This window comes from Salipiger sp. CCB-MM3 (assembly GCF_001687105.1).
GTDB lineage: Bacteria > Pseudomonadota > Alphaproteobacteria > Rhodobacterales > Rhodobacteraceae > Salipiger.
Genome location: NZ_CP014595.1, coordinates 120602 through 141548, shown reverse-complemented (window position 1 = coordinate 141548; position 20947 = coordinate 120602). Strand labels below are relative to the sequence as shown.

Annotated in this window: 14 protein-coding genes; 10 read left to right on the top strand and 4 right to left on the bottom strand. The window is 65.5% G+C overall.

Translation table 11 applies throughout. The features are described 5' to 3' along the window. The first annotated feature begins 35 nt into the window (after positions 1 to 35). The 8 genes from AYJ57_RS00680 to AYJ57_RS00645 all read left to right on the top strand — a co-directional run bounded on the left by AYJ57_RS00680 (position 36) and on the right by AYJ57_RS00645 (position 13862). Positions 36 to 2411: a glycogen/starch/alpha-glucan phosphorylase gene (locus AYJ57_RS00680; RefSeq protein WP_066099774.1), complete on the top strand. Its 2376-nt coding sequence runs from the start codon at positions 36 to 38 to the stop codon at positions 2409 to 2411. Positions 2412 to 2465: 54 nt separating this feature from the next. After that, positions 2466 to 4661, top strand: a complete 2196-nt coding sequence (gene glgB / locus AYJ57_RS00675) for a 1,4-alpha-glucan branching protein GlgB (RefSeq protein ID WP_066099771.1) — start codon at positions 2466 to 2468, stop codon at positions 4659 to 4661. Between the two features lie 97 nt (positions 4662 to 4758). After that, on the top strand, positions 4759 to 5985 hold the full coding sequence (gene glgC / locus AYJ57_RS00670) for a glucose-1-phosphate adenylyltransferase (protein WP_442974743.1): 1227 nt from the start codon (positions 4759 to 4761) through the stop codon (positions 5983 to 5985). Continuing rightward, positions 5982 to 7403, top strand: a complete 1422-nt coding sequence (gene glgA, locus AYJ57_RS00665) for a glycogen synthase GlgA (RefSeq protein ID WP_066099766.1) — start codon at positions 5982 to 5984, stop codon at positions 7401 to 7403. The genes glgC and glgA overlap by 4 nt, the downstream gene beginning before the upstream one ends. After that, the gene (glgX, locus tag AYJ57_RS00660) at positions 7400 to 9457 is read left to right on the top strand and encodes a glycogen debranching protein GlgX (RefSeq protein ID WP_066099763.1); all 2058 of its coding nucleotides are present in this window, start codon (positions 7400 to 7402) and stop codon (positions 9455 to 9457) included. The genes glgA and glgX overlap by 4 nt, the downstream gene beginning before the upstream one ends. Then, positions 9454 to 11322 (top strand): 4-alpha-glucanotransferase, encoded by a 1869-nt coding sequence (locus AYJ57_RS00655; RefSeq protein ID WP_066099760.1) that lies wholly within the window; start codon positions 9454 to 9456, stop codon positions 11320 to 11322. Before glgX ends, AYJ57_RS00655 begins: the two co-directional genes overlap by 4 nt. Next, positions 11319 to 12956: an alpha-D-glucose phosphate-specific phosphoglucomutase gene (locus AYJ57_RS00650; RefSeq protein ID WP_066099757.1), complete on the top strand. Its 1638-nt coding sequence runs from the start codon at positions 11319 to 11321 to the stop codon at positions 12954 to 12956. Before AYJ57_RS00655 ends, AYJ57_RS00650 begins: the two co-directional genes overlap by 4 nt. A 15-nt stretch (positions 12957 to 12971) precedes the next feature. Next, the gene (locus AYJ57_RS00645) at positions 12972 to 13862 is read left to right on the top strand and encodes a DMT family transporter (protein ID WP_066099754.1); all 891 of its coding nucleotides are present in this window, start codon (positions 12972 to 12974) and stop codon (positions 13860 to 13862) included. Between the two features lie 27 nt (positions 13863 to 13889). On the opposite strand, the gene AYJ57_RS00640 is transcribed toward AYJ57_RS00645, so the two are convergent. Beyond that, positions 13890 to 15077 carry a mechanosensitive ion channel family protein gene (locus AYJ57_RS00640; RefSeq protein WP_066099751.1) on the bottom strand — a complete coding sequence of 396 codons (1188 nt, stop codon included), beginning with the start codon at positions 15075 to 15077 and terminating at the stop codon, positions 13890 to 13892. Between the two features lie 247 nt (positions 15078 to 15324). Between AYJ57_RS00640 and eno the strand changes: the two genes are divergently transcribed. Next, on the top strand, positions 15325 to 16602 hold the full coding sequence (gene eno / locus AYJ57_RS00635) for a phosphopyruvate hydratase (protein WP_066099748.1): 1278 nt from the start codon (positions 15325 to 15327) through the stop codon (positions 16600 to 16602). A 186-nt stretch (positions 16603 to 16788) separates the two neighbouring features. Here eno and AYJ57_RS00630 read toward each other — a convergent pair whose 3' ends face one another. After that, the gene (locus AYJ57_RS00630) at positions 16789 to 17211 is read right to left on the bottom strand and encodes a cell division protein ZapA (RefSeq protein ID WP_066099745.1); all 423 of its coding nucleotides are present in this window, start codon (positions 17209 to 17211) and stop codon (positions 16789 to 16791) included. Further along, positions 17211 to 17774 carry a hypothetical protein gene (locus tag AYJ57_RS00625; protein WP_066099740.1) on the bottom strand — a complete coding sequence of 188 codons (564 nt, stop codon included), beginning with the start codon at positions 17772 to 17774 and terminating at the stop codon, positions 17211 to 17213. The genes AYJ57_RS00630 and AYJ57_RS00625 overlap by 1 nt, the downstream gene beginning before the upstream one ends. Before the next feature lie 315 nt (positions 17775 to 18089). Between AYJ57_RS00625 and tkt the strand changes: the two genes are divergently transcribed. Further along, positions 18090 to 20108 (top strand): transketolase, encoded by a 2019-nt coding sequence (gene tkt, locus AYJ57_RS00620; RefSeq protein WP_066099738.1) that lies wholly within the window; start codon positions 18090 to 18092, stop codon positions 20106 to 20108. Positions 20109 to 20218: 110 nt separating this feature from the next. On the opposite strand, the gene AYJ57_RS00615 is transcribed toward tkt, so the two are convergent. After that, positions 20219 to 20839 (bottom strand): hypothetical protein, encoded by a 621-nt coding sequence (locus AYJ57_RS00615; RefSeq protein ID WP_066099735.1) that lies wholly within the window; start codon positions 20837 to 20839, stop codon positions 20219 to 20221. Between the last annotated feature and the right edge of the window lie 108 nt (positions 20840 to 20947).

The window sequence follows — 20947 nt, the reverse complement described above, 5'->3', positions numbered from 1 at the left end:
ACCCTTCGTCTTTTCCAAAGCGAGTGAGCCTTTCCATGACCACCACTGCCTCCCTGCGTGAGTCCGTCCTCCAACACCTGCGCTATTCTTTCGGCAAGGATCCCGAGCACGCGATCCTCGAAGATTGGCGCATGGCTTTGAGCTATGCGGTGCGGGACCGGATCACCGACGCGTGGATCGACGCCACGCACAAGACCTACGAGGCAGGTGCCAAGCGGGTGTACTACCTGTCGATGGAGTTCCTGATCGGGCGGTTGATCGAGGATGGCATCGTCAACCTCGAACTGGTGGACGAGGCCAAGGCGGTGCTTCAGGAGTTCGGCAAGGACTACGCCGCCGTGCTGGCAGACGAGCCCGACGCGGCGCTCGGCAATGGCGGCCTTGGGCGGCTCGCGGCCTGTTTCCTCGAAAGCCTGTCGACGCTTGGCTGTCCGGCGCACGGCTATGGCATCCGCTATGAGCATGGCCTCTTCCGCCAGAGTTTCGTCGACGGGCGGCAGGTCGAGCAGCCGGAGCTTTGGCTCGAACAGCGCCACGCGTGGGAGTTCGAACGCCCCGAGGTGCGATATCGCATCGGCTTTGGCGGTCATGTGGACACGCGCGGCGAAACCGTGCGCTGGCACCCGTCCGAAGTGGTGGATGCCGAGGCCTATGACACGCCGATCGTCGGCTGGAAGGGTCGCTGGGCCAACACGCTGCGCCTGTGGTCGGGCCGCGCGATCCATCCGTTCGATCTCGACCGGTTCAACCACGGCGACTTTGCCGGGGCCGCTCAGCCCGAGGCGCTGGCACGCACCATCAGCCGCGTGCTTTATCCCGACGACACCACCGTCGAGGGCAAGGAACTGCGCCTCAAGCAAGAGTATTTCCTCACCGCCGCCGCGCTGCGCGACATCCTGCGCCGCTTCGACAACCAGTTCGGCGACCTGCGCAAGCTGCCCGCGAAAGTGGCCATTCAGCTCAACGACACCCACCCGGCCATCGCCGGGCCGGAACTGGTGCGCGTGCTGCATGACGAGCGCGGCCTGTCGTTCGAGGAGTCGATGGAGATCGCCAAGGGCTGCCTGAGCTACACCAACCACACGCTGCTGCCCGAGGCGCTGGAGACATGGGACGAATCGCTCTTTGGCCGCCTGCTGCCGCGACACATCCAGCTGATCGACCAGATCGACAGCACCCATGCCAAGCAGAACCCCTCGCGCCTCAACTCCATGCGCGCCGACCATCAGGTGAAGATGGGGCCGCTCAGCTTTGTCATGGCGCATCATGTGAACGGCGTCTCGGCGCTGCACACCGAGCTGATGAAGACCACCGTCTTCGAGGAACTCCACAACCTGCACCCCGAGCGCATCGTCAACGAGACCAATGGCGTCACCCCGCGGCGCTGGCTGCTGTCGTGCAACCCGCGGCTGGCGGGCCTGATCACCGAGACCATCGGCGAGGATTGGGTCGATGATCTGGAGCAGTTGCAAAAGCTGGAGCCCTCGATTGAGGATGCCGCTTGGCTCGACCGCTACACGCAGGTCAAGCGCGACAACAAGGCGGAACTGTCGAACTGGATGGGCCAGACCTACGGGCTGCATGTGGATCCCGAGATGCTGTTCGACGTGCAGATCAAGCGCCTGCACGAATACAAGCGCCAGCACCTCAACATCCTCGAGACCATCGCCCATTGGGCCGAGATCCGCGACAACCCCAACGCCGACTGGACGCCGCGCCTGAAGCTTTTCGGCGGTAAGGCGGCACCGGGGTATTTCTTCGCCAAGGACATCATCCGGCTGATCAATGACGCGGCCACGGTGATCAACAGCGATCCCGTCACCGCGCCGTATCTCAAGATCGCATTCCTGCCCAACTACAACGTCAGCCTTGCAGAGCGGATGATCCCCGCCGCTGATCTGTCGGAACAGATCTCGACCGCGGGCAAGGAGGCGTCGGGCACCGGCAACATGAAGTTCGCGCTCAACGGCGCGCCCACCGTCGGCACGCTGGATGGCGCCAACGTCGAAATCCGCGAACACGTGGGGGCCGAGAATTTCTTCCTCTTTGGGATGACCGCCGAGGAGGTGATGGAACGCCGCAAGATCGAGGGCCACGCGCGCAAGGCAATCGACGCCGATCCGCGCCTGAAACGGGCGCTGGACCTCATCCGCGAGGGCCGGTTCTCGCCCGGCGAGCCCGAACGCTACCACGGCATCACCAGCAACCTCGAAGGCGCCGATTACTTCCTCGTCTGCTCGGATTTCACCGACTACTGGCGGGCGCAGCGCGAGGTGGATGTGGCGTTCAAGGACACGCGGGCCTGGGCGCATATGGCGGCGCTCAACACCGCGCGCTCGGGCTGGTTCTCGTCCGACCGGACGATCCGCGGCTACATGGGAGACATCTGGGGCGCGACAAGTCTTCTTTGAGACAACGTGTCTTAGATCATTGCCAGCGCTTGCGAAGCAGCTACAGTCACCTCCATGACCAGCGCTTCGCATCCCCCCGACTCCGCGCTGCTGCGCCTGCTTCGCGGGCAGCATGACGATCCCTTTGCCGTGCTCGGCCCACATGAGGTGGACGGGGCGAGGTATGTGACAGCCTATGATCCCGGTGCCGACAGCATGTGGGCCGTGGTCAAAGGCGTCAGCCACCCGCTCCTGCCCACCGATGTACCCGGCTTCTTCCGCGGTGCGGTGCCCGGCGATCTGCCCTACCGGCTGCGCGGCGAGGGCCATGGCGACGAGGGGCCGTTCTCTTTCGAGAAGGAAGACCCCTATCGCTTTGGCCCGGTGCTGGGCGAGATCGACGAATACCTGCTTGGCGAAGGCAGCCACCTGCGGCTGTGGGAGGCGCTTGGCGCGCATGTGATGGAACATGAGGGCATCCAAGGCACGCATTTCGCGGTCTGGGCGCCCAATGCCAAACGCGTTTCGGTGGTGGGCGATTTCAACTGGTGGGACGGGCTGCGCCACCCGATGCGGCGGCGCGGGGCCACCGGCGTGTGGGAGATTTTCCTGCCCGAGATTGGCGATGGTGCCTTCTACCGCTACGAGATCGTCGGCCCCGACGGCACCGTGCAGCCGCGCAAGGCTGATCCCATCGGCTTCGGCTCAGAGCACCCGCCCGCCAATGCCTCGATCGTGCGCGACATCTCGGGCTACGGCTGGTCTGATGAGGACTGGATCGAAACCCGCGCCGAAGCGCATAAGCGCAGCGCGCCGATCTCGATCTACGAGGTGCATCTGGGCTCGTGGCGGCGCAAGGACTGGGGGCGTCCGATCTCTTACATCGAGGCGGCGCAGGAACTGGTGGATTACGTCGCCGAGATGGGCTTCACCCATATCGAACTGATGCCGGTCAGCGAGTACCCCTTCGATGGCTCATGGGGCTATCAGCCCATCGGCATGTTCGCGCCGACCATCCGCCACGGGTTGCCGCATGAGTTCCGCGATCTGGTCAACGCCGCGCACCGCGCCGGGATCGGCGTGATCCTCGACTGGGTGCCCGGCCACTTCCCGACCGATGCGCATGGGCTTGGCCGGTTCGACGGCACCGCGCTCTACGAGCATGCAGACCCCAAGGAAGGCTTCCACCACGACTGGAACACGCTGATCTACAACTACGGGCGCGCCGAGGTGTCGAACTACCTCACCGCCAACGCGCTCTACTGGCTCGACGAATATCACGCCGACGGGCTGCGCGTGGATGCGGTGGCCTCGATGCTCTACCGCGACTATTCCCGCCCGGCTGGTGAATGGGTGCCCAACAAGGACGGCGGACGCGAGAACTACGAAGCCATCGCCATGCTGCGCCGGATGAACACGGAAACCTACGGCCAGCACCCCGGAATCCTCACCGTCGCCGAAGAAAGCACTGCCTATCCGGGCGTGTCCTCGCCGGTCGATCAGGGCGGGCTCGGCTTTGGCTTCAAGTGGAACATGGGCTGGATGAACGACACGCTCGAATACATCCACAAAGACCCGATCTACCGCAGTCATCACCACCACCAGATGACCTTCGGGTTGGTCTATGCGTTCTCGGAAAACTTCATCCTGCCGATCAGCCACGACGAGGTGGTGCACGGCAAGGGCTCGATGCTGGGCAAGATGCCGGGCAACGGCTGGGAGAAATTTGCCAACCTGCGCGCCTACTATGGCTTCATGTGGGGTCATCCGGGCAAGAAGCTGCTGTTCATGGGACAGGAGTTCGCGCAGGCGCACGAATGGAACCACGACGCCGAGATCGACTGGCCCTGCCTTGGCGATCCGCAGCACGCGGGGATGCAGCGGCTGGTGCGCGATCTCAACCACCTCTACCGCGACACGCCCGCGTTGCACGCCAAGGACTGCGAGCCCGAGGGCTTTGCTTGGATCGCGGGCGGCGACACAGGCAATTCGGTGCTGTCGTGGATCCGCCGCGGACGCGCCGACGAGCCCGAGGTGGCGGTGATCTGCAACTTCAGCAACGCCGAGCAGCAGGCCTATCGCATCGGCCTGCCCGACACCGGCGTCTGGCGTGAGGCGCTCAACACCGACGCAGAAATTTACGGAGGCGGCAACCGCGGCAATTTCGGCCGTGTCGTCGCCGATGACGAGCCCAGCCATGGCTATCCCGCCTCGGCCGAGCTGTTCCTGCCGCCGCTTTCGGCGATCTTCCTCGTGCGCGAGGAAACTTGAAGATTTCATACCCCTGTCACGGCCATCGCCGAGACATTGCATTCAACTGAGGAGGAGATTGATGCCCCGACGGTCTCAGAGGCTCGCCAGCCGCAGTATGGCGTTCGTCCTCGCGGGCGGACGCGGATCGCGCCTGCATGAGCTGACGAATTTTCGAGTGAAACCAGCCGTCTATTTTGGCGGCAAGGCGCGGATCATCGATTTCGCGCTGTCCAATGCGCTCAATTCCGGCATCCGCAAGATCGCGCTCGCGACACAGTACAAGTCGCACAGCCTGATCCGCCACTGCCAGCGTGGCTGGAACTTCTTCCGCGCCGAGCGCAACGAGTTTCTCGACATCCTGCCCGCCTCGCAGCGGTACAACGAACAGACGTGGTATCGCGGCACGGTCGACGCGGTGGCGCAGAACATCGACATCATCGACAGCTACGACATCGACCATATCGTCATCCTCGCAGGCGACCACATCTACAAGATGGACTACGAGGAAATGCTGCAGCAGCACGTCGACAGTCAGGCCGAGGTGACGGTGGGCTGTCTGACCGTGGACCGCAATGAGGCCAGCGCCTTTGGCTGTATGGCGGTGAACGAAAGCGACCGGATCACCTCGTTTCTGGAAAAACCGAAAGACCCGCCGGGCCTGCCCGACGATCCCGAAAAGACGCTGGTCAGCATGGGGATCTATGTCTTCAGCTGGAAATACCTGCGCGGCAAGCTGATGGAGGATCTGGGCTCGGAAAGCTCGACCCATGATTTCGGCAACGACATGATCCCCGAGATCGTCGCCTCGGGCGGCGCGCAGGCGCATCGCTTCGAGGACAGCTGCGTGCGCAATGCGGGCAAGCCCGCCTATTGGCGCGACGTGGGCACCATCGACGCCTTCTGGCGCGCCAATATCGACCTGACCAACTTTGACCCCGATCTCGACCTCTGGGACACCGACTGGCCGGTCTGGACCTACGCCGAGGTTCTGCCCCCCGCCAAGTTCATCCACGACGAGGAAGACCGGCGCGGATCCGCGGTCAGTTCGCTGATCGCGGGCGGCTGCATCGTCTCGGGCACCGAGATCCGCGAGTCGCTTTTGTTCACGAACGTGCACACGAATTCATATGCTTCGCTCGAACAGGTGGTGCTTTTGCCCAATGTTTACGTCTCGAGGCATGCACGGCTGAGCAAGGCGGTGGTCAATCGTGGGGTGCATATTCCCGAAGGGCTTGTGGTCGGCGAAGATCCGGAGGAAGACGCTAAGTGGTTCCGTGTTACCGCTTCGGGGGTGACACTGATCACGCAAGGAATGCTCGACCGAAGGGAAGCCGCAAAATGACTCGTGTCCTGTCTGTCGCCTCGGAATGTGTGCCGCTGATCAAGACCGGAGGGCTCGCCGATGTGGTCGGCGCCCTGCCCGCGGCGCTTGCAGTTCACGGGGTCGACATGCGGGTGCTGATCCCCGGCTATCCTCAGGTGATGGCCAAGCTGCCGACGCAAGAGGCGGTGGCCGACTACGACGATCTCTTTGGAGGTCCGGCGCGGGTGCTGAAGGCACCGCTGGGGGATCAGACCCTCTATGTGCTCGAAGCCCCGCATCTCTATGACCGCGACGGCGGGCCCTATATGGACAAGGGCGGCAACGACTGGCGCGACAACCCCGAACGGTTTGCCGCGCTCAGTTCGGTCGCGGCGATGATCGGTGCCGACGGCATCGACGAGTGGCGTCCCGAGGTGCTGCATTGTCACGATTGGCAGGCCGGTTTCGCCCCGCTCTACCTGCGCGAGCTGGGCGCGGCGGGCCGGGTCTCCACGCTGATGACCATCCACAACATCGCCTTCCAAGGCATGGCCTCGGCGGCGCGCATCGGCACGCTCGGCCTGCCGCGCACCGGCTTTCACCAGCGCGGCTATGAGTTCTGGGACAGCGTGTCGGCGCTCAAGGCCGGGCTGGTCTATGCCGACAAGCTGTCGACCGTCTCGCCCACCTATGCGGGCGAGTTGATGACCAAGGAATTCGGCATGGGGCTCGACGGCGTGCTGCGCGAGCGGCAGGCGGATCTGGTCGGCATCCTCAACGGCATCGACGAGACCATCTGGACCCCGCCCTATAAGACCATCGCGCAGAAGGCCAAGCACAAGGCCGCGCTGCGCAAAGAACTTGGCCTGCCTGACAATTGGCCCGGTCCGCTCTGCGTGGTGATCTCGCGGCTGACCGAGCAGAAGGGGCTCGACATCCTGCTGCAAGCCCTGCCCGCGCTGCTTGATCGCGGCGGCCAGCTGGCGCTTTTGGGCTCGGGCAATCCGGGGCTTGAAGAGGCCTTCCAGCGCAAGGCGCAGAAACACCCCGGCGTGGCGGTGCACATCGGCTATGACGAGGGGCTGGCGCAGCGCCTTATCGCGGGCGGCGATGCGATCCTCGTGCCGTCGCGCTTCGAGCCCTGCGGCCTGACCCAGCTTTACGGGCTGCGCTACGGCACGCTGCCGCTGGTGGCGCTCACCGGCGGTCTGGCGGACACGGTGATCAACGCATCGCCTGCTGGATTGGCAGCGGGATGTGCCACAGGCGTACAATTCCACCCGGTGACCGCACAGGCACTGGCCCAAGCGCTGATGAAGCTTATAACTCTGTACCAGGACAAGGAAACCTGGACCCGCATGATGACCAACGCCATGGCCTCGCCAGTCAGCTGGACCCATTCGGCCGCAAAATACGCGGCGCTTTATCAGGATATGGTGAAGGCCAAGAGCCCATGAGCGATCCGGTGATCCTTGCGGGGAGTGCCACCCCGCTGGGCGCGACGTTCGACGGTGACGGCGTTAATTTTGCGATCTTCTCGGCGCATGCCGAATCCGTCACCCTGTGTCTGTTCGATGCGGAGGGCAATGAGACCCACCGCCTGCCCCTGCCCGAGCGCGACGGCGATGTCTGGCACGGGCGCGTGCCCGGCCTCACACCGGGACAGCAATATGGCTACCGCGTCGACGGGCCGTTCCAGCCCAAACAGGGCCACCGCTTCAATCCGCATAAGCTGCTGCTCGACCCCTACACCCGGCGCATCACCGGCCATCCGGTCTGGAACGATGCGCTGAACGGCGGCACCGAAAGCCGCAACACCACCGACAGCGCGCCCTATATGCCCAAAGGCGTGGTCGAGGATCCCAGCTTTGACTGGGGCGGCCACAGCTCGCCCGAGACCCGCCTTGCCAAAAGCGTGATCTACGAGGCGCATGTGAAGGGCCTCACCCAACAGTTCCCCGGCGCAGAGCCTGCGGGAAAATTTCTCGGCATCGCGTCGGACCCGGTGCTGGAGCATCTGACCAGCCTTGGCATCACCGCAATCGAACTCCTTCCGGTGCAGGCCTTTCTCAACGACCGCTTTCTGGTGGAAAAGGGTCTCAAGAACTACTGGGGCTACCAGACCCTTGGCTTTTTCGCCCCAGACCCGCGCTATCTCGAACAGGGCGCGCTGTGGGAGTTCCAGCATATGGTCGCCCGGCTGCATGCCGCCGGGATCGAGGTGATCCTCGACGTGGTCTACAACCACACCTGCGAGGGCGACGAGTTCGGTCCCACGCTGTCGTTCCGCGGTCTCGACAATCTCAGCTACTACCGTCTGCCCGAGGACCGGCGCCACTACATCAACGACACCGGCACCGGCAATACGCTCAACCTCGATCACCCGATGGTGCTGCGCATGGTGATGGACAGCCTGCGCTATTGGGCGGGCACCATGGGCGTCGACGGCTTCCGCTTTGACCTTTGCTCTACGCTGGGGCGCACACCCACCGGCTTCGACCGCAACTCCGCCTTCTTCAAGGCGCTGCGGCAGGACCCTATTCTGGCCAGCAAGAAACTCATCGCCGAGCCTTGGGACATCGGGCCGGGTGGCTATCAGCTTGGTGCCTACCCGCCGCCCTTCAGCGAGTGGAACGACCAGTACCGCGACGGCGTGCGCCGTTTCTGGCGCGGCGATCTGGGGCATGTGCCAGTGATGGCCGACCGGATCACCGGCTCGGCGGGGCTGTTCGATCATTCCGGGCGCAATGCCACCGCCTCGGTGAACCTGCTGACCGCCCACGACGGCTTCACCCTGATGGACACGGTCTCTTACAACGAAAAGCACAACGAGGCGAACGGCGAGCACAACCGCGACGGCCACGGCGAGAATTACTCGGACAATATGGGCGTCGAAGGGCCGACCGACGATGCGGCGATCCTCGCGGCGCGGGCACAGCGGCGGCGCAACATGATGGCGACGCTGCTGCTCAGCCAAGGCACGCCGATGATCCTTGCCGGTGACGAGATCGGCAATTCGCAGGGCGGCAACAACAACGCCTATGCGCAGGACAATGAAACCGGCTGGATCACTTGGGGCGAAAAGGATGACGAGTTCCTCGCCTTCACCCGCAAGCTCATCGCCTTCCGCAAGGCGCATCCGATCGTTCGGCAACGGCGCTATCTGCACTCCATTCCCCGCCGCGTCGACGGTGTGCCCGATCTTTTCTGGTGGCGACCGGACGGGCAGGAGATGGGCCGCGCTGACTGGACCAACGGGCACCTGCATGTGCTCTGCGCCGAGTTTCGCATGGCCTCGGGCACGCCGCTCTACAAGCAGCGCGAAGAGGCGATCTATCTTGCCTTCAACGCTGGCGACGCGGTGGATCTGACCCTGCCCGATCCGGGCGAGGATTTCCTCTGGGTGCGCCATCTCGACACCGCGGATCCCACCGCCGAGCCTGCGACGGTCTCGGGGACGGTGACGCTCGCGGCAAACTCCGTTCTGGCACTGGTGGAGGAGCCGCGATGAGCGATCTCGACGCGCGCGCCGAAGCCGCCGGCATCCTTGGCGAGTACCGCGACCTCTACGGGACATGGCACGACACCCCGCCCGAGACCAAAGCCGCGCTGCTGGCGGCGATGGGACAGGACGCCGATGCGAGCCCCCACAGCCGAACCCTGCCACGCTGGCACGTCTGCACCCATGCCGAGCCGCCCAGCCTTGGCGTGCTCGGCCCGTGGCAGATCACGCTGGAGGACGGCCGCGGTTTCGAAGGCGAAGGCCGCCTGCCCGCGCTGCCCATGGGGCGGCATCGGCTGGAAGCGGCGGAAGAGGTCTGCTGGCTGCTGAGCGCGCCGCCGCGCCTGCCGCTGCCCGAGCGGGACTGGGGGCTGATGGTGCCGCTGGCCTGCCTGCGCCCGGCGGATCAGGGCGGCATCGGCAGCTTCGCGGATCTGGCCGTGGTCGCCGAAGGGGCCGCTGCGCAGGGCGCTGGGTTTCTCGGGATCAACCCCATCCACGCTGGCTTTCACGTGGCCGACCCCGGCGGCTTCAGCCCCTACACCCCCTCGCACCGCCGCCGCCTCGCGCCGCTCTACCTGCCCACCGGCAGCGCTGCAGCGCCCGGCCCGATCGTCGATTTCGCGGTGGAAACCCCTGCCCGCCTCGCCGAGCTTGAGGCGCAGTTCCGCGCCGCGCCGCCGGGAGCCGCCTTTGATGCGTGGCTTCGGCACGAGGGTGAGGATCTGCAGCAATTCGCGCTCCATCAGGCGCTGTCGGAAAAGCTTGGTGCCTATTGGGATGCATGGGATCCGGCCTATCAGGATCCCGCCAGCCCGCAGGTTGCTCAGGCCGCACGCGAGCTGAACGAGCGGGTGCGGTTCCATGCGTGGCTGCAATATGCCGCCGAAGGGGCCGTCACCGACGCGCAGCGCCGTGCCAAAGCCGCGGGCATGGCGCATGGGCTTTATCTTGATCTGGCCGTGGGCACCCATCCGCATGGCGCAGAGACATGGACCGACCGCGCCAATTTCGCCACCGGTGCCAGCCTCGGCGCGCCGCCCGACGCCTTTGCGCCGCAGGGCCAGAATTGGCGGCTCGCGCCGTTCAACCCGGTGGTGCTGGAAGCCACCGGCTTCGAGGCGCTGGCGCTCACCCTGCGCCAGCAGCTGCGGTTCTCGGGCATGCTGCGCATCGACCACATCATCGGCTTCGAGCGCGCCTATTGGGTGCCCGACGAGGAAGGTCTGCCCGGCGCCTATGTGAAGATGCCGCGTGAGGCGATGTTCGCCGTGGCGCGGATCGAGGCGGCGCGGGCCAACGCGGTGATCATCGGAGAGGACCTTGGCGTGATCCCCGACGGGCTGCACCATGCGATGGACGAAAGCGGCCTGCTGGGCTGCCGTCTTGCCTGTTTCGAGCATGCGGGCGATCCGCCCGCCTTCAAGCGCCCCGAAGACTACGACGAGGCGGTGATCGCCAGTTTCACCACCCACGACCTGCCCACGTGGAAGGGCTGGCGGGCCGGGCGCGAGATCGACACGCGGGTCGAGATCGGCCTCACCCCGCCAGACCATGCCAATGGCATGCGTGACTGGCGCGGGCGCGAGATCGCCGGTTTCGACTGGCTCTCGGGCCAGTTTCGCGGCGACCTGCCGCCCGAAGCGCCCGAAGCGATGTGCCACGTCCTTGCCGCCACCAAGGCGCGGCTCGTTGCCGTGCAGGTCGAGGACGTTCTGGACAGCGATGTCCAACCCAATCTTCCGGGCACCGTCTCGGAATACCCAAACTGGCGCCAGCGCCTGCCTCTGGGGCCGCAAGCGATTGCAGACACCCCGGTTCTTGCCAATGCCGGTCGGATCATGGAAGCATCCGGCCGAAGGAGAAAGTCATGACGCACAGCATCCGCACCGTCCCTACCGAGCCGATCGAGGGCCAGAAGCCGGGCACCTCCGGCCTGCGAAAGAAGACCCCGGTCTTTCAGGGGCACCACTACCTCGAGAATTTCATCCAGAGCATCTGGGACGGCATCGGCGGCGTCGAAGGCAAGACATTGGTGCTGGGCGGTGACGGACGCCACTTCAACTCTCAGGCGGCGCAGGTTGTGCTGCGCATGGCCGCGGCAAGCGGCGCCAAGAAGGTGATCGTCGGCGAGCGCGCGCTGCTCTCGACACCCGCCGCCTCGAACCTCATCCGCAAGCGCGGTGCCGATGGCGGCATCATCCTGTCGGCCAGCCACAACCCCGGCGGCCCCGAGGGCGATTTCGGCGTCAAGTACAACGCCGCCAATGGCGGCCCGGCCCCGGAAAGCATCACCGACAAGATCTTTGAGGCCACCAAGACCATTAAGGAATTCAAGATCCTCGACAGTCAGGACGTGGGCCTTGCCGGCACCGGCATGGTGATGCTGGGCGATATGGAGATCGAGATCGTCGATCCCGTCGCCGACTACGCCGAGCTGATGAAAGAGATTTTCGATTTCGACGCGATCCACGCGCTGTTCCGGTCGGGCTTCACCATGCGGTTCGATGCGATGCACGCGGTCACCGGCCCCTACGCGCGGATGATCCTCGAAGGCGAGCTTGGCGCCGGCCCCGGCACGGTGATCAACGCGATCCCGCTGCCCGATTTCGGCCAAGGCCACCCCGATCCCAACCCGATCTGGGCCAAGCCGCTGATGGACGAGATGATGGGCGATCACGCGCCCGACTTCGGCGCCGCCTCGGATGGCGACGGCGACCGCAACATGATCGTCGGCAAGCATTGTTATGTGACCCCCTCGGACAGCCTTGCGATGCTCGCCGCCAATGCCACGCTGGTTCCGGCCTACTCCGAGGGCCTGAAGGGCGTCGCCCGCTCGATGCCCACCTCCGGCGCGGTGGACCGCGTGGCCGAGGGGCTTGGCATCGACTGCTACGCCACGCCCACCGGCTGGAAATTCTTCGGCAATCTGCTGGACGCGGGCCGCGCCACGCTCTGCGGCGAGGAAAGCGCGGGCACCGGTTCGGACCACGTGCGCGAGAAGGATGGCCTTTGGGCGGTGCTCTTCTGGCTCAACGTGCTGGCCAAGAAGCAATGCTCGGTCGCCGAACTGATGGATGCCCATTGGAAGGAGTATGGCCGCAACTACTATTCGCGCCACGATTACGAGGGCGTCGACAGCGATGCGGCACACGGGCTGATGGACCACGTGCGCGAACAGCTTGGCGTGCTGCCGGGCAATGAGGTCGCGGGCATGAAGGTCACCTCCGCGGAAGAGTTCGCCTATGACGATCCGGTCGACGGCTCGCGCGCCGAAAAGCAGGGCCTGCAGATCGGCTTCGAGGGCGGCTCGCGTCTTGTGCTGCGCCTGTCGGGCACCGGCACCGAGGGTGCCACGCTGCGCGTCTACCTCGAGAAGGTCGAGACCGATGCGGCAAAATTCGCGCTCGATCCGCAGGTGGCGCTTGCTCCGGTGATCTCCGCCGCCGAGGCCATCGCCGGGATCAAGACCCGCACCGGGCGCGACGCGCCTGACGTGATCACCTGACCGAAAGGCAGTAAAATGGATACCCTTCGCGCCATCGGCATGATGGTGCTTGGCATGGCGTTGCTGGCTCTCAGCGACGCCTTTATCAAGCTGTCGACCCTGCAGGCACCCGCAGGTCAGGTGATGATCGCGCTCGGGCTTGGCGGCTGTCTCGTCTTCCTGATCCTCGCCCGGCTCAAGCGGATGCCGCTGCGCCGCGCCGATGCGCTGCATCCCAAGGTGCTGCTGCGCAACGTCTTCGAGATGATCGGCGGGCTCGGTATGATCGTCGGCCTGTCGCATATCCCGCTGTCGGTGATGGCGGCGATCATGCAGACCGCCCCGCTTGCGGTGACGCTCGGGGCCGCGCTGTTCCTTGGCGAGACCGTCGGCTGGCGGCGCTGGTCGGCGATCGCCGTGGGGCTGGTCGGCATGCTGATGGTGATCCGCCCCTTCGGCGCGGCTTTCTCCGGTTGGGAGATTTGCGCGGTGGTCGGCGTCATCGGTCTTGCGGCGCGCGATCTCGTCACCCGCACGCTGCCCGTGGCGATCCCCTCGGTGGTGGTCTCGGCATGGGGCATGGCCTCGATCGCGCCGGTCGGTCTGGCGCTACTGCTGGTCTCGGGCGAGCCACCGGTCTTTGCGCCAAGCGCGCTGGCCCCGATCCTCGCCGCCGTCGCGGTGACCGCGGGCGGCTATCTTGCGGTCACCACCGCCATGCGGCTTGCCGAGGTCGCGGCGGTCTCGCCCTTCCGCTACACGCGGCTGATTTTCACCGCCAGCCTTGGCATGCTGATCTTTGGCGAGCGGCCCGACGGCTGGACCTATGCCGGTGCCGCGCTGATCCTCTGCGCCGGGCTCTACACCTTCGTACGCGAGCACCGGCTGGCACGGGCCAAAGAGCGTGACGTGAACCGGGGGCTCTGAGCCCTCCGGTTCGCGCCGCGCGGCACCTCAGCCGCCGATCACCTCGACACTGGGGTGCATATCCGTCTCTGGCCGATCCACCGACACCGTCTCGCGGGTGCGCGGCAGCGCCTCGGGCATGTCGCGCTGGATCCACGTGATCAGCTTCTCGCGGATCTCGCAGCGCAGGTCATAGGTGCGCGGCGCGTTGCGGGCCGAGGCAAGGATGCGGATCTCCATCACCCGCTCGCGGAAGTCATTCACCTGCAGGTGGCACACGTTGCCATCCCAAAGCTCGCTCTCGCGGCAGATCTCGTTCATCTTCGCGCGGATGCGGTCGATATCGGCGCAATGATCGAGATAGAGCAGCACCCCGCCAATCAGCGAGGCCCCGTCCCGCGTCCAGTTCTGGAACGGCTGCTCGATGAAATAGCTCAGGGGCACGATCAGCCTCCGCCAGTCCCAGATCTTGATCACCACGTAAGTGCCGGTGATCTCCTCAATCCAGCCCCATTCGCCCTCGACGATCACCGCATCGTCGATGCGGATCGGCTGGGTGATCGCCAGTTGGATCCCCGCGATCAGGTTCTTCAGCACCGGCTGAAAGGCAAAGCCGACGACGATACCCGCCGCCCCCGCCGAAGCGAGCAGCGAGACGCCCCATTGCCGCACGCCCGGAAAGGTCATCAGGATCGCCGAGACGGCAACGATAATGATCAGCCAGCCTGCTAGCCGCATGAGGATACGGCTCTGCGTCACATGTTTGCGCGCCAGCGTGTTGTCCTCGGCGTCGAGCGAGAATTTGCGCAGATGCACGGTGGTCCAGATGTAAAGCGCGGTGTGGATCACCCAGGCCACCAGCACCATGAAGGCGATGAGCAGCGCGTGCTGCGGCAAGTTTCGCCACTCTTCGTTCATCGGCGCCACGGCCACGCCGATGGCCAGAAAGGCCACCACCAGCCCCATGCGCAGCGGTCTGCGGGTGCGCGACACAAGGCTGCGCCAGAACAGATCGCGTTTCGCCACAGCCTTGGTCAGCGCCCAGAACACCAGCCGATAGGCCGAAACGCCGACGAGAAAGGCCAGCGCGATCACCACCGTCGGCATCACCCAATGCGGCAGCACCGGGATGATCGCCTCGACGGTGTCGGAAAAATCCGCCACCTGCTGCTCAAGCTGATCCAGCTCCGAGATCTCTGCCACCTGCTGCCCGATCTCGCTGATTTCTTCATCCATGCATGTATTTCCGCGCCCCGCCGTCCTCCCCTCGGCGCTGCCCTGCGGCCTTTCCTGCTGTTTGCTCTTTTCGCGGTTGCAGCAAAACTTAGGGGGTTTTCGCTGCAGGGCAAAACCCTGCGCGCCGCGCCGCCGCATTGTTAGCGCAACCCAATAGAAACAGGCGCTGTTAGCGTTAGCACAATTGTTTACTTCTTCGCCGCCCCTGTTATAGCTCGTCGCGAACCCATTCCTTTGCGAGGGACCCATGAGCATCATCATCGACATTCACGCGCGCGAAATCCTCGACAGCCGCGGCAATCCCACCGTCGAAGTCGACGTCACACTCGAAGACGGCACCATGGGCCGCGCCGCCGTGCCCTCGGGCGCCTCGACCGGCGTGCACGAAGCCGTGGAAAAGCGTGACGGCGACAAATCCCGCTACATGGGCAAAGGCGTGCTCGAAGCGGTCGAAGCGGTGAACGGCGAGATCGCCGAGACCATCGTCGGCTTTGACGCCACCGAGCAGCAGGCCATCGACATGGCGATGATCGAGCTCGATGGCACCGAGAACAAGGGCCGGCTCGGCGCCAACGCCATCCTCGGCGTCTCGCTGGCAGTGGCCAAGGCGGCGGCGGAATTCACCGGCCAGCCGCTCTATCGCTACGTCGGCGGCACCGCGGCCCGCGTCCTGCCGGTGCCGATGATGAACATCATCAACGGCGGCGAGCATGCCGACAACCCGATCGACATTCAGGAATTCATGATCATGCCGGTCTCGGCGACCAGCATCCGCGAAGCGGTGCGCATGGGCTCCGAGGTCTTCCACACGCTGAAGAAAGAGCTGTCGGCGGCGGGCATGTCCACCGGTCTCGGCGACGAAGGCGGCTTCGCCCCCGAGCTCGGATCGACCCGCGAGGCGCTCGACTTCATCCTCAAGTCGATCAAAAAGGCCGGCTACAAACCCGGCGAGGACATCTACCTCGCGCTCGACGCCGCCTCGACCGAATACTTCAAGGACGGCAAATACGAGATGAAGGGCGAAGGCCTCTCGCTCACCCCGGCCGAGAACGTCGATTACCTCGCCGCGCTCTGCGACGACTACCCGATCATCTCGATCGAAGACGGCTGCGCCGAGGATGACTGGGACGGCTGGAAGCTGCTGACCGAGAAGCTCGGCGACAAGATCCAGCTGGTCGGCGACGATCTCTTCGTCACCAACCCCGAGCGTCTCGCCATGGGCATCGAAAAGGGCGTGGCCAATTCCATGCTGGTGAAGGTCAACCAGATCGGCTCGCTGTCCGAGACGCTGAAGGCGGTCGATATGGCCCACCGCGCGCGCTACACCAACGTGATGTCGCACCGCTCGGGCGAGACCGAGGACGCCACCATCGCCGATCTCGCCGTCGCCACCAACTGCGGTCAGATCAAGACCGGCTCGCTGGCCCGCTCCGACCGGCTCGCGAAATACAACCAACTGATCCGTATCGAAGAGATGCTCGACGAAGCGGCGGAATACGCAGGGGCCTCGATCCTCAAGCGCTGAGCGCCACAGGAAAGCGCCACTGGCACCAATAGATAAGGGCGGGAAATTTTCCCGCCCTCTTACTTTGGCCGCTCCAAAGCGCCGCCCCCTCGCGCCGCGCCATCAGATTCCGGGCGTATCCCCCCAGCCCTTCTTCTCTTTAAAAATACGCAAATCCCGCCCCATCCAAGGGCGCGGCGGCAGGGGTCATTCCCCTGCTTTCTCCTCGACCTCGGCGGCCAGCGCCTCGGCCCGGGCGGCAAGCTCGGCCATGGCCTCAGTCACCCCCTGCGGGATCACCGGCACCTCGACGCGCTGCGGCTCGGGCGGCGGCGCGTCGCGCAGGGCGCGCACCTCGGAGGACATGGCGGCGAGCCGTTCCTCGGCCTCGCGCAGCCGCGCCTCGGTCTCGGTCAGCCGGTCTTCGAGCCCGGCGGTCTTATCGGCCAGCATCAGCCCCGACATCAGCAGCATGCGCCCCTCGGGCATCCGCCCGATCTGGCTGACCAGCACCTGCGCCTCGGTGTCGAGCATACGCGCGGCGGTCTGCAGATATTGCTCTTCGCCCTGCTGGCAGGCCACTTCGAAGCTGCGCCCGCCGATGATGATTTCGACCTCGATCTGCGACATCACTGCTCCTCCGCTTCGCTCTGAATCTCGCCCTGAGACTCACTGGCGGCACCGGCCAGCAGCGGCTCAAGCCCGGCGATCAGCGCTTTGGCCTCGCTGACCTCGGTGGCGCGCGCGGCGCGCAGGGCCTCAAGCTCGGCAAGCATCGCCTGATTGATCAGATGCGGCTCGCCGACACCTGCTTCGAGCGCCCCGCGCATCTCCTGCTGCGACGCCAGAAGCGCGGCATTGGCCTGACGCAGGCGCTGCAGATCCTCGTCGAGCGCCGCCATGGCGCCGCGCTGCGCGTCGATCTGCGCCGCCAGCGCGTCCGAGTCCGCATCCTTTTCAGCGGATGCCTCTACCGGCGGGTTTTCGATCTGCGCATGCAGCGCGCGCACCCGCTCCTCGAGCTGGGCATTGGCCATGCGCTCATCGTCCAGCGCCTTGCGCAACGCCTCGATCTCATCGCTCTCGCCGCCCTGCGCGGCGGCGCCCGGCGCCGTGCCCAGAATCTCGACGCCGGTCGAGATACGGTCGAGTGCGCGGGTGATCCGTGAGTGCAACTCGTCGATCTGGGTCATCCTGCGTCCCTTGTTTCCTTGGTCTTGCCTCCCGCCTATGCGCGGGTTTGGTCCGTCCGATGCTGCTTCGGCCAGTGCCGGGCCGACCGGCGGCCTCGGCGCGAATTATACCATCGAGACGGGAAAGGCGAATCAATGCAAGCGGGTTTCGTAAAAGGATAGCAAGCGTGCCGGGAAAATGCGCGCCATATGTTCCAAGGCCTTACGGCCCGCGCTTCATCCTGCGCATCACCGGATTTCCGCGCAATGCTTGAACTTATCGGCCACGCTGCTATTGAGCGCGCTGACAGGCTTCCGGCAAGAGGACAAAGCCCCGTGGATATCGACGCACTCCGAGCCAACAACCCCGAGCACTGGACCCGCGCCTGCGCCATTCGCGCGCTGACGCTTGATGCGGTGACCGCCGCCAACTCCGGCCACTCCGGCATGCCCATCGGCATGGCAGACGTTGCGACCGTGCTCTATTCGAAGCATCTCAAGTTCGATGCGGCCAACCCCAAATGGCCCGACCGCGACCGGTTCATCCTGTCGGCGGGCCATGGCTCGATGCTGCTTTACTCGCTGCTCTATCTCACCGGCGATCAGCAGATCACCCTCGATGAGGTGAAGAACTTCCGCCAATGGGGCGCCCGCACCGCAGGCCACCCTGAAAACTTCCACGCCGACGCCATCGAGACCACCACCGGTCCGCTCGGTCAGGGCATCGCCACCGCCGTCGGCTTCGCCATGGGCGAAGAGATCCTGCGCGCGCGCTTTGGCAAGAAGGTCGTGGATCACCACACCTATGTCATCGCTGGCGACGGCTGCCTGATGGAAGGCGTGAGCCAGGAGGCGATCACCCTCGCCGGCCGCTATGGCCTCGGCAAGCTGATCGTCTTCTGGGACAACAACGGCATCACCATCGACGGCAAGGTCGAGCTTTCGGACAAGACCGATCAGCCGGGCCGTTTCCGCTCGGCGGGCTGGGAGGTCATCGAGATCGACGGCCATGACCCCGAAGCGATCGACGCGGCCATCGTGGCGGCGAAGAAGAGCGCGCAGCCGACGATGATCGCCTGCAAGACCCACATCGCCCTCGGCCACGCCGCGCAGGACACCTCGAAGGGTCACGGCGCACTGACCAACGGCGAGCAGAACGACGCGGCCAAGAAGGTCTGGGGCTGGACCACCGGCCCGTTCGAAGTGCCCGCCGAAGTGAAATCGTGGTGGGAAGAGGTTGGCAGCCGCGGCGCCGCCGAGCGCGCCGAATGGGAAACCCGTCTGGGTGGCCTGTCGGACAGCCGCCAGAAAGAGTTCGCCCGCCAGCAAGACGGCGACGCGCCGAAGAAGCTGTCGGCGGTGATCCGCGCGCTGAAAAAGCAGATCACCGAGGAAGGCCCGAAGGTCGCCACCCGCAAGAGCTCGGAAATGGTGCTCGAGGTGGTCAACCCGATCATGCCCGAAACCGTGGGCGGCTCGGCGGACCTCACCGGCTCGAACAACACCAAGACCGGCGATCTGGGCGTCTTCGACGTCGAGAGCCGCAAGGGCCGCTACGTCTATTGGGGCATCCGTGAGCACGGCATGGCCTCGGCGATGAACGGCATGGCGCTGCACGGCGGCCTGCGCCCCTATGGCGGCACCTTCATGGCGTTCACCGACTACGCCCGCCCCGCGATGCGCCTTGCCGCGCTGATGCAGATCCCGACGGTCTTTGTGATGACCCACGATTCCATCGGTCTGGGCGAAGACGGCCCGACGCACCAGCCGATCGAGCATCTGGCGATCAGCCGCGCGACGCCGAACACGCTGGTGTTCCGCCCGGCCGACACCGTCGAGACCGCCGAGGCTTGGGAAATCGCGCTGACGCAGAAGACCACGCCGTCGGTGCTGTCGCTGACCCGTCAGAACCTGCCGACCGTGCGGAAGGAGCACAAGACCAGCAACCTCACCTCGAAGGGCGCCTATGTGCTCGCCGATGCCGAGGGCAAGCGTCAGGTGATCCTCATCGCCACCGGCTCTGAGGTCGAGATCGCTCTGGCCGCGCGCGACGCGCTGCAGGCCGAGGGCATCGGCACCCGCGTGGTCTCCATGCCCTGTATGGAGCTCTTTGCGCAGCAGGATGAGGCCTATCGCAAGCGCGTGCTGCCCGCCGGCCCCGTGCGCGTCGGCATCGAGGCGGCAACCCGTCTCGGCGGCTGGGACCGCTGGCTGCTCGGCGAGCGTGGCCGCGAGGCCAAGCAGGCGTTCGTGGGCATGGACAGCTTTGGTGCCTCGGCCCCGGCAGAGGTGCTTTACGAGAAGTTCGGCATCACCGCGGCGAACGTGGTCGAAAAGGCCAAGGGTCTGCTCTGATACGCGAAGGATGAGGGGGCGCTGCCCCCTCGCCCTGCGGGCTCACCCCCGGCGTATTTGACAAAGAGAAGAAGTTTGAAGGGCGCCTCTGTTGGGGCGCCCTTTTTCCGTCAGAAGGCGGCGAGGCAGATTGTTTCATGCAGGCAGCGCAACTCGAGCCGGGGGGTGATCTGGCGCGGGGCGATGTCGCCATTGACGCAGTTGGCGGAGATCGAGAGCGGCGCGCTGCCCGGCAGCGGCGCGCCGGGGCCGAAGCTGAAACTCTGTTCGAGCGCGGCGCAGCCCTCACCTTGCGGCGCGCTGCGGCAGGCATCGGGAAGGCTGTCGAACCAGCCGGCGCATTGGCGTATCACGGCGGTGAGGTCGAAACTCTGCAACCGCGCGATGCCATCCACATAATGGCGGCCGACCGGGAAATTCTGCAAGGCTGTGCCGGTGGGCCCGGCGATGCGCAGCTGCGCGATGCCCGCGTCGCAGCGGGCGGTGGCGGTCCAATCCTGGGTGAGCGCCTCTTGCAGCGCCGCGCTGCCCGGCTGACGCAGCACTGCGCGGGCGCGCGCGTCCGCGCCGATGCAGACCCATGCCGTCGCCGCCTCCGCCGGGGGCACCAGCATCACGTAGCTGCGGTCGGTGAGAAAGGACTCGTCGATCAGCGGGCTCTGCGCAGGCAGAGCCGCCGGGAGGGCTGCGCAGAGCACCGCTTGCAGCGTGAGACGCGGGTGAATAGCCATGCAGGGCCTCCGGGGAGACGCGCGGCGCGGATCGCTTCCCATGCGCCGCGCTCAGCCTAGCACGCCCATTCCGCCGCAGGTAGCGCTGCGGCGGGCACTTGGCGCAGA

Excerpts from the sequence above, each read along its gene's own strand:
- AYJ57_RS00680 (WP_066099774.1), top strand. The coding sequence starts at position 36 with ATGACCACCACTGCCTCCCTGCGTGAGTCCGTCCTCCAACACCTGCGC.
- glgB (WP_066099771.1), top strand. The coding sequence starts at position 2,466 with ATGACCAGCGCTTCGCATCCCCCCGACTCCGCGCTGCTGCGCCTGCTT.
- glgC (WP_442974743.1), top strand. The coding sequence starts at position 4,759 with ATGGCGTTCGTCCTCGCGGGCGGACGCGGATCGCGCCTGCATGAGCTG.
- glgA (WP_066099766.1), top strand. The coding sequence starts at position 5,982 with ATGACTCGTGTCCTGTCTGTCGCCTCGGAATGTGTGCCGCTGATCAAG.
- glgX (WP_066099763.1), top strand. The coding sequence starts at position 7,400 with ATGAGCGATCCGGTGATCCTTGCGGGGAGTGCCACCCCGCTGGGCGCG.
- AYJ57_RS00655 (WP_066099760.1), top strand. The coding sequence starts at position 9,454 with ATGAGCGATCTCGACGCGCGCGCCGAAGCCGCCGGCATCCTTGGCGAG.
- AYJ57_RS00650 (WP_066099757.1), top strand. The coding sequence starts at position 11,319 with ATGACGCACAGCATCCGCACCGTCCCTACCGAGCCGATCGAGGGCCAG.
- AYJ57_RS00645 (WP_066099754.1), top strand. The coding sequence starts at position 12,972 with ATGGATACCCTTCGCGCCATCGGCATGATGGTGCTTGGCATGGCGTTG.
- AYJ57_RS00640 (WP_066099751.1), bottom strand. The coding sequence starts at position 15,077 with ATGGATGAAGAAATCAGCGAGATCGGGCAGCAGGTGGCAGAGATCTCG.
- eno (WP_066099748.1), top strand. The coding sequence starts at position 15,325 with ATGAGCATCATCATCGACATTCACGCGCGCGAAATCCTCGACAGCCGC.
- AYJ57_RS00630 (WP_066099745.1), bottom strand. The coding sequence starts at position 17,211 with ATGTCGCAGATCGAGGTCGAAATCATCATCGGCGGGCGCAGCTTCGAA.
- AYJ57_RS00625 (WP_066099740.1), bottom strand. The coding sequence starts at position 17,774 with ATGACCCAGATCGACGAGTTGCACTCACGGATCACCCGCGCACTCGAC.
- AYJ57_RS00615 (WP_066099735.1), bottom strand. The coding sequence starts at position 20,839 with ATGGCTATTCACCCGCGTCTCACGCTGCAAGCGGTGCTCTGCGCAGCC.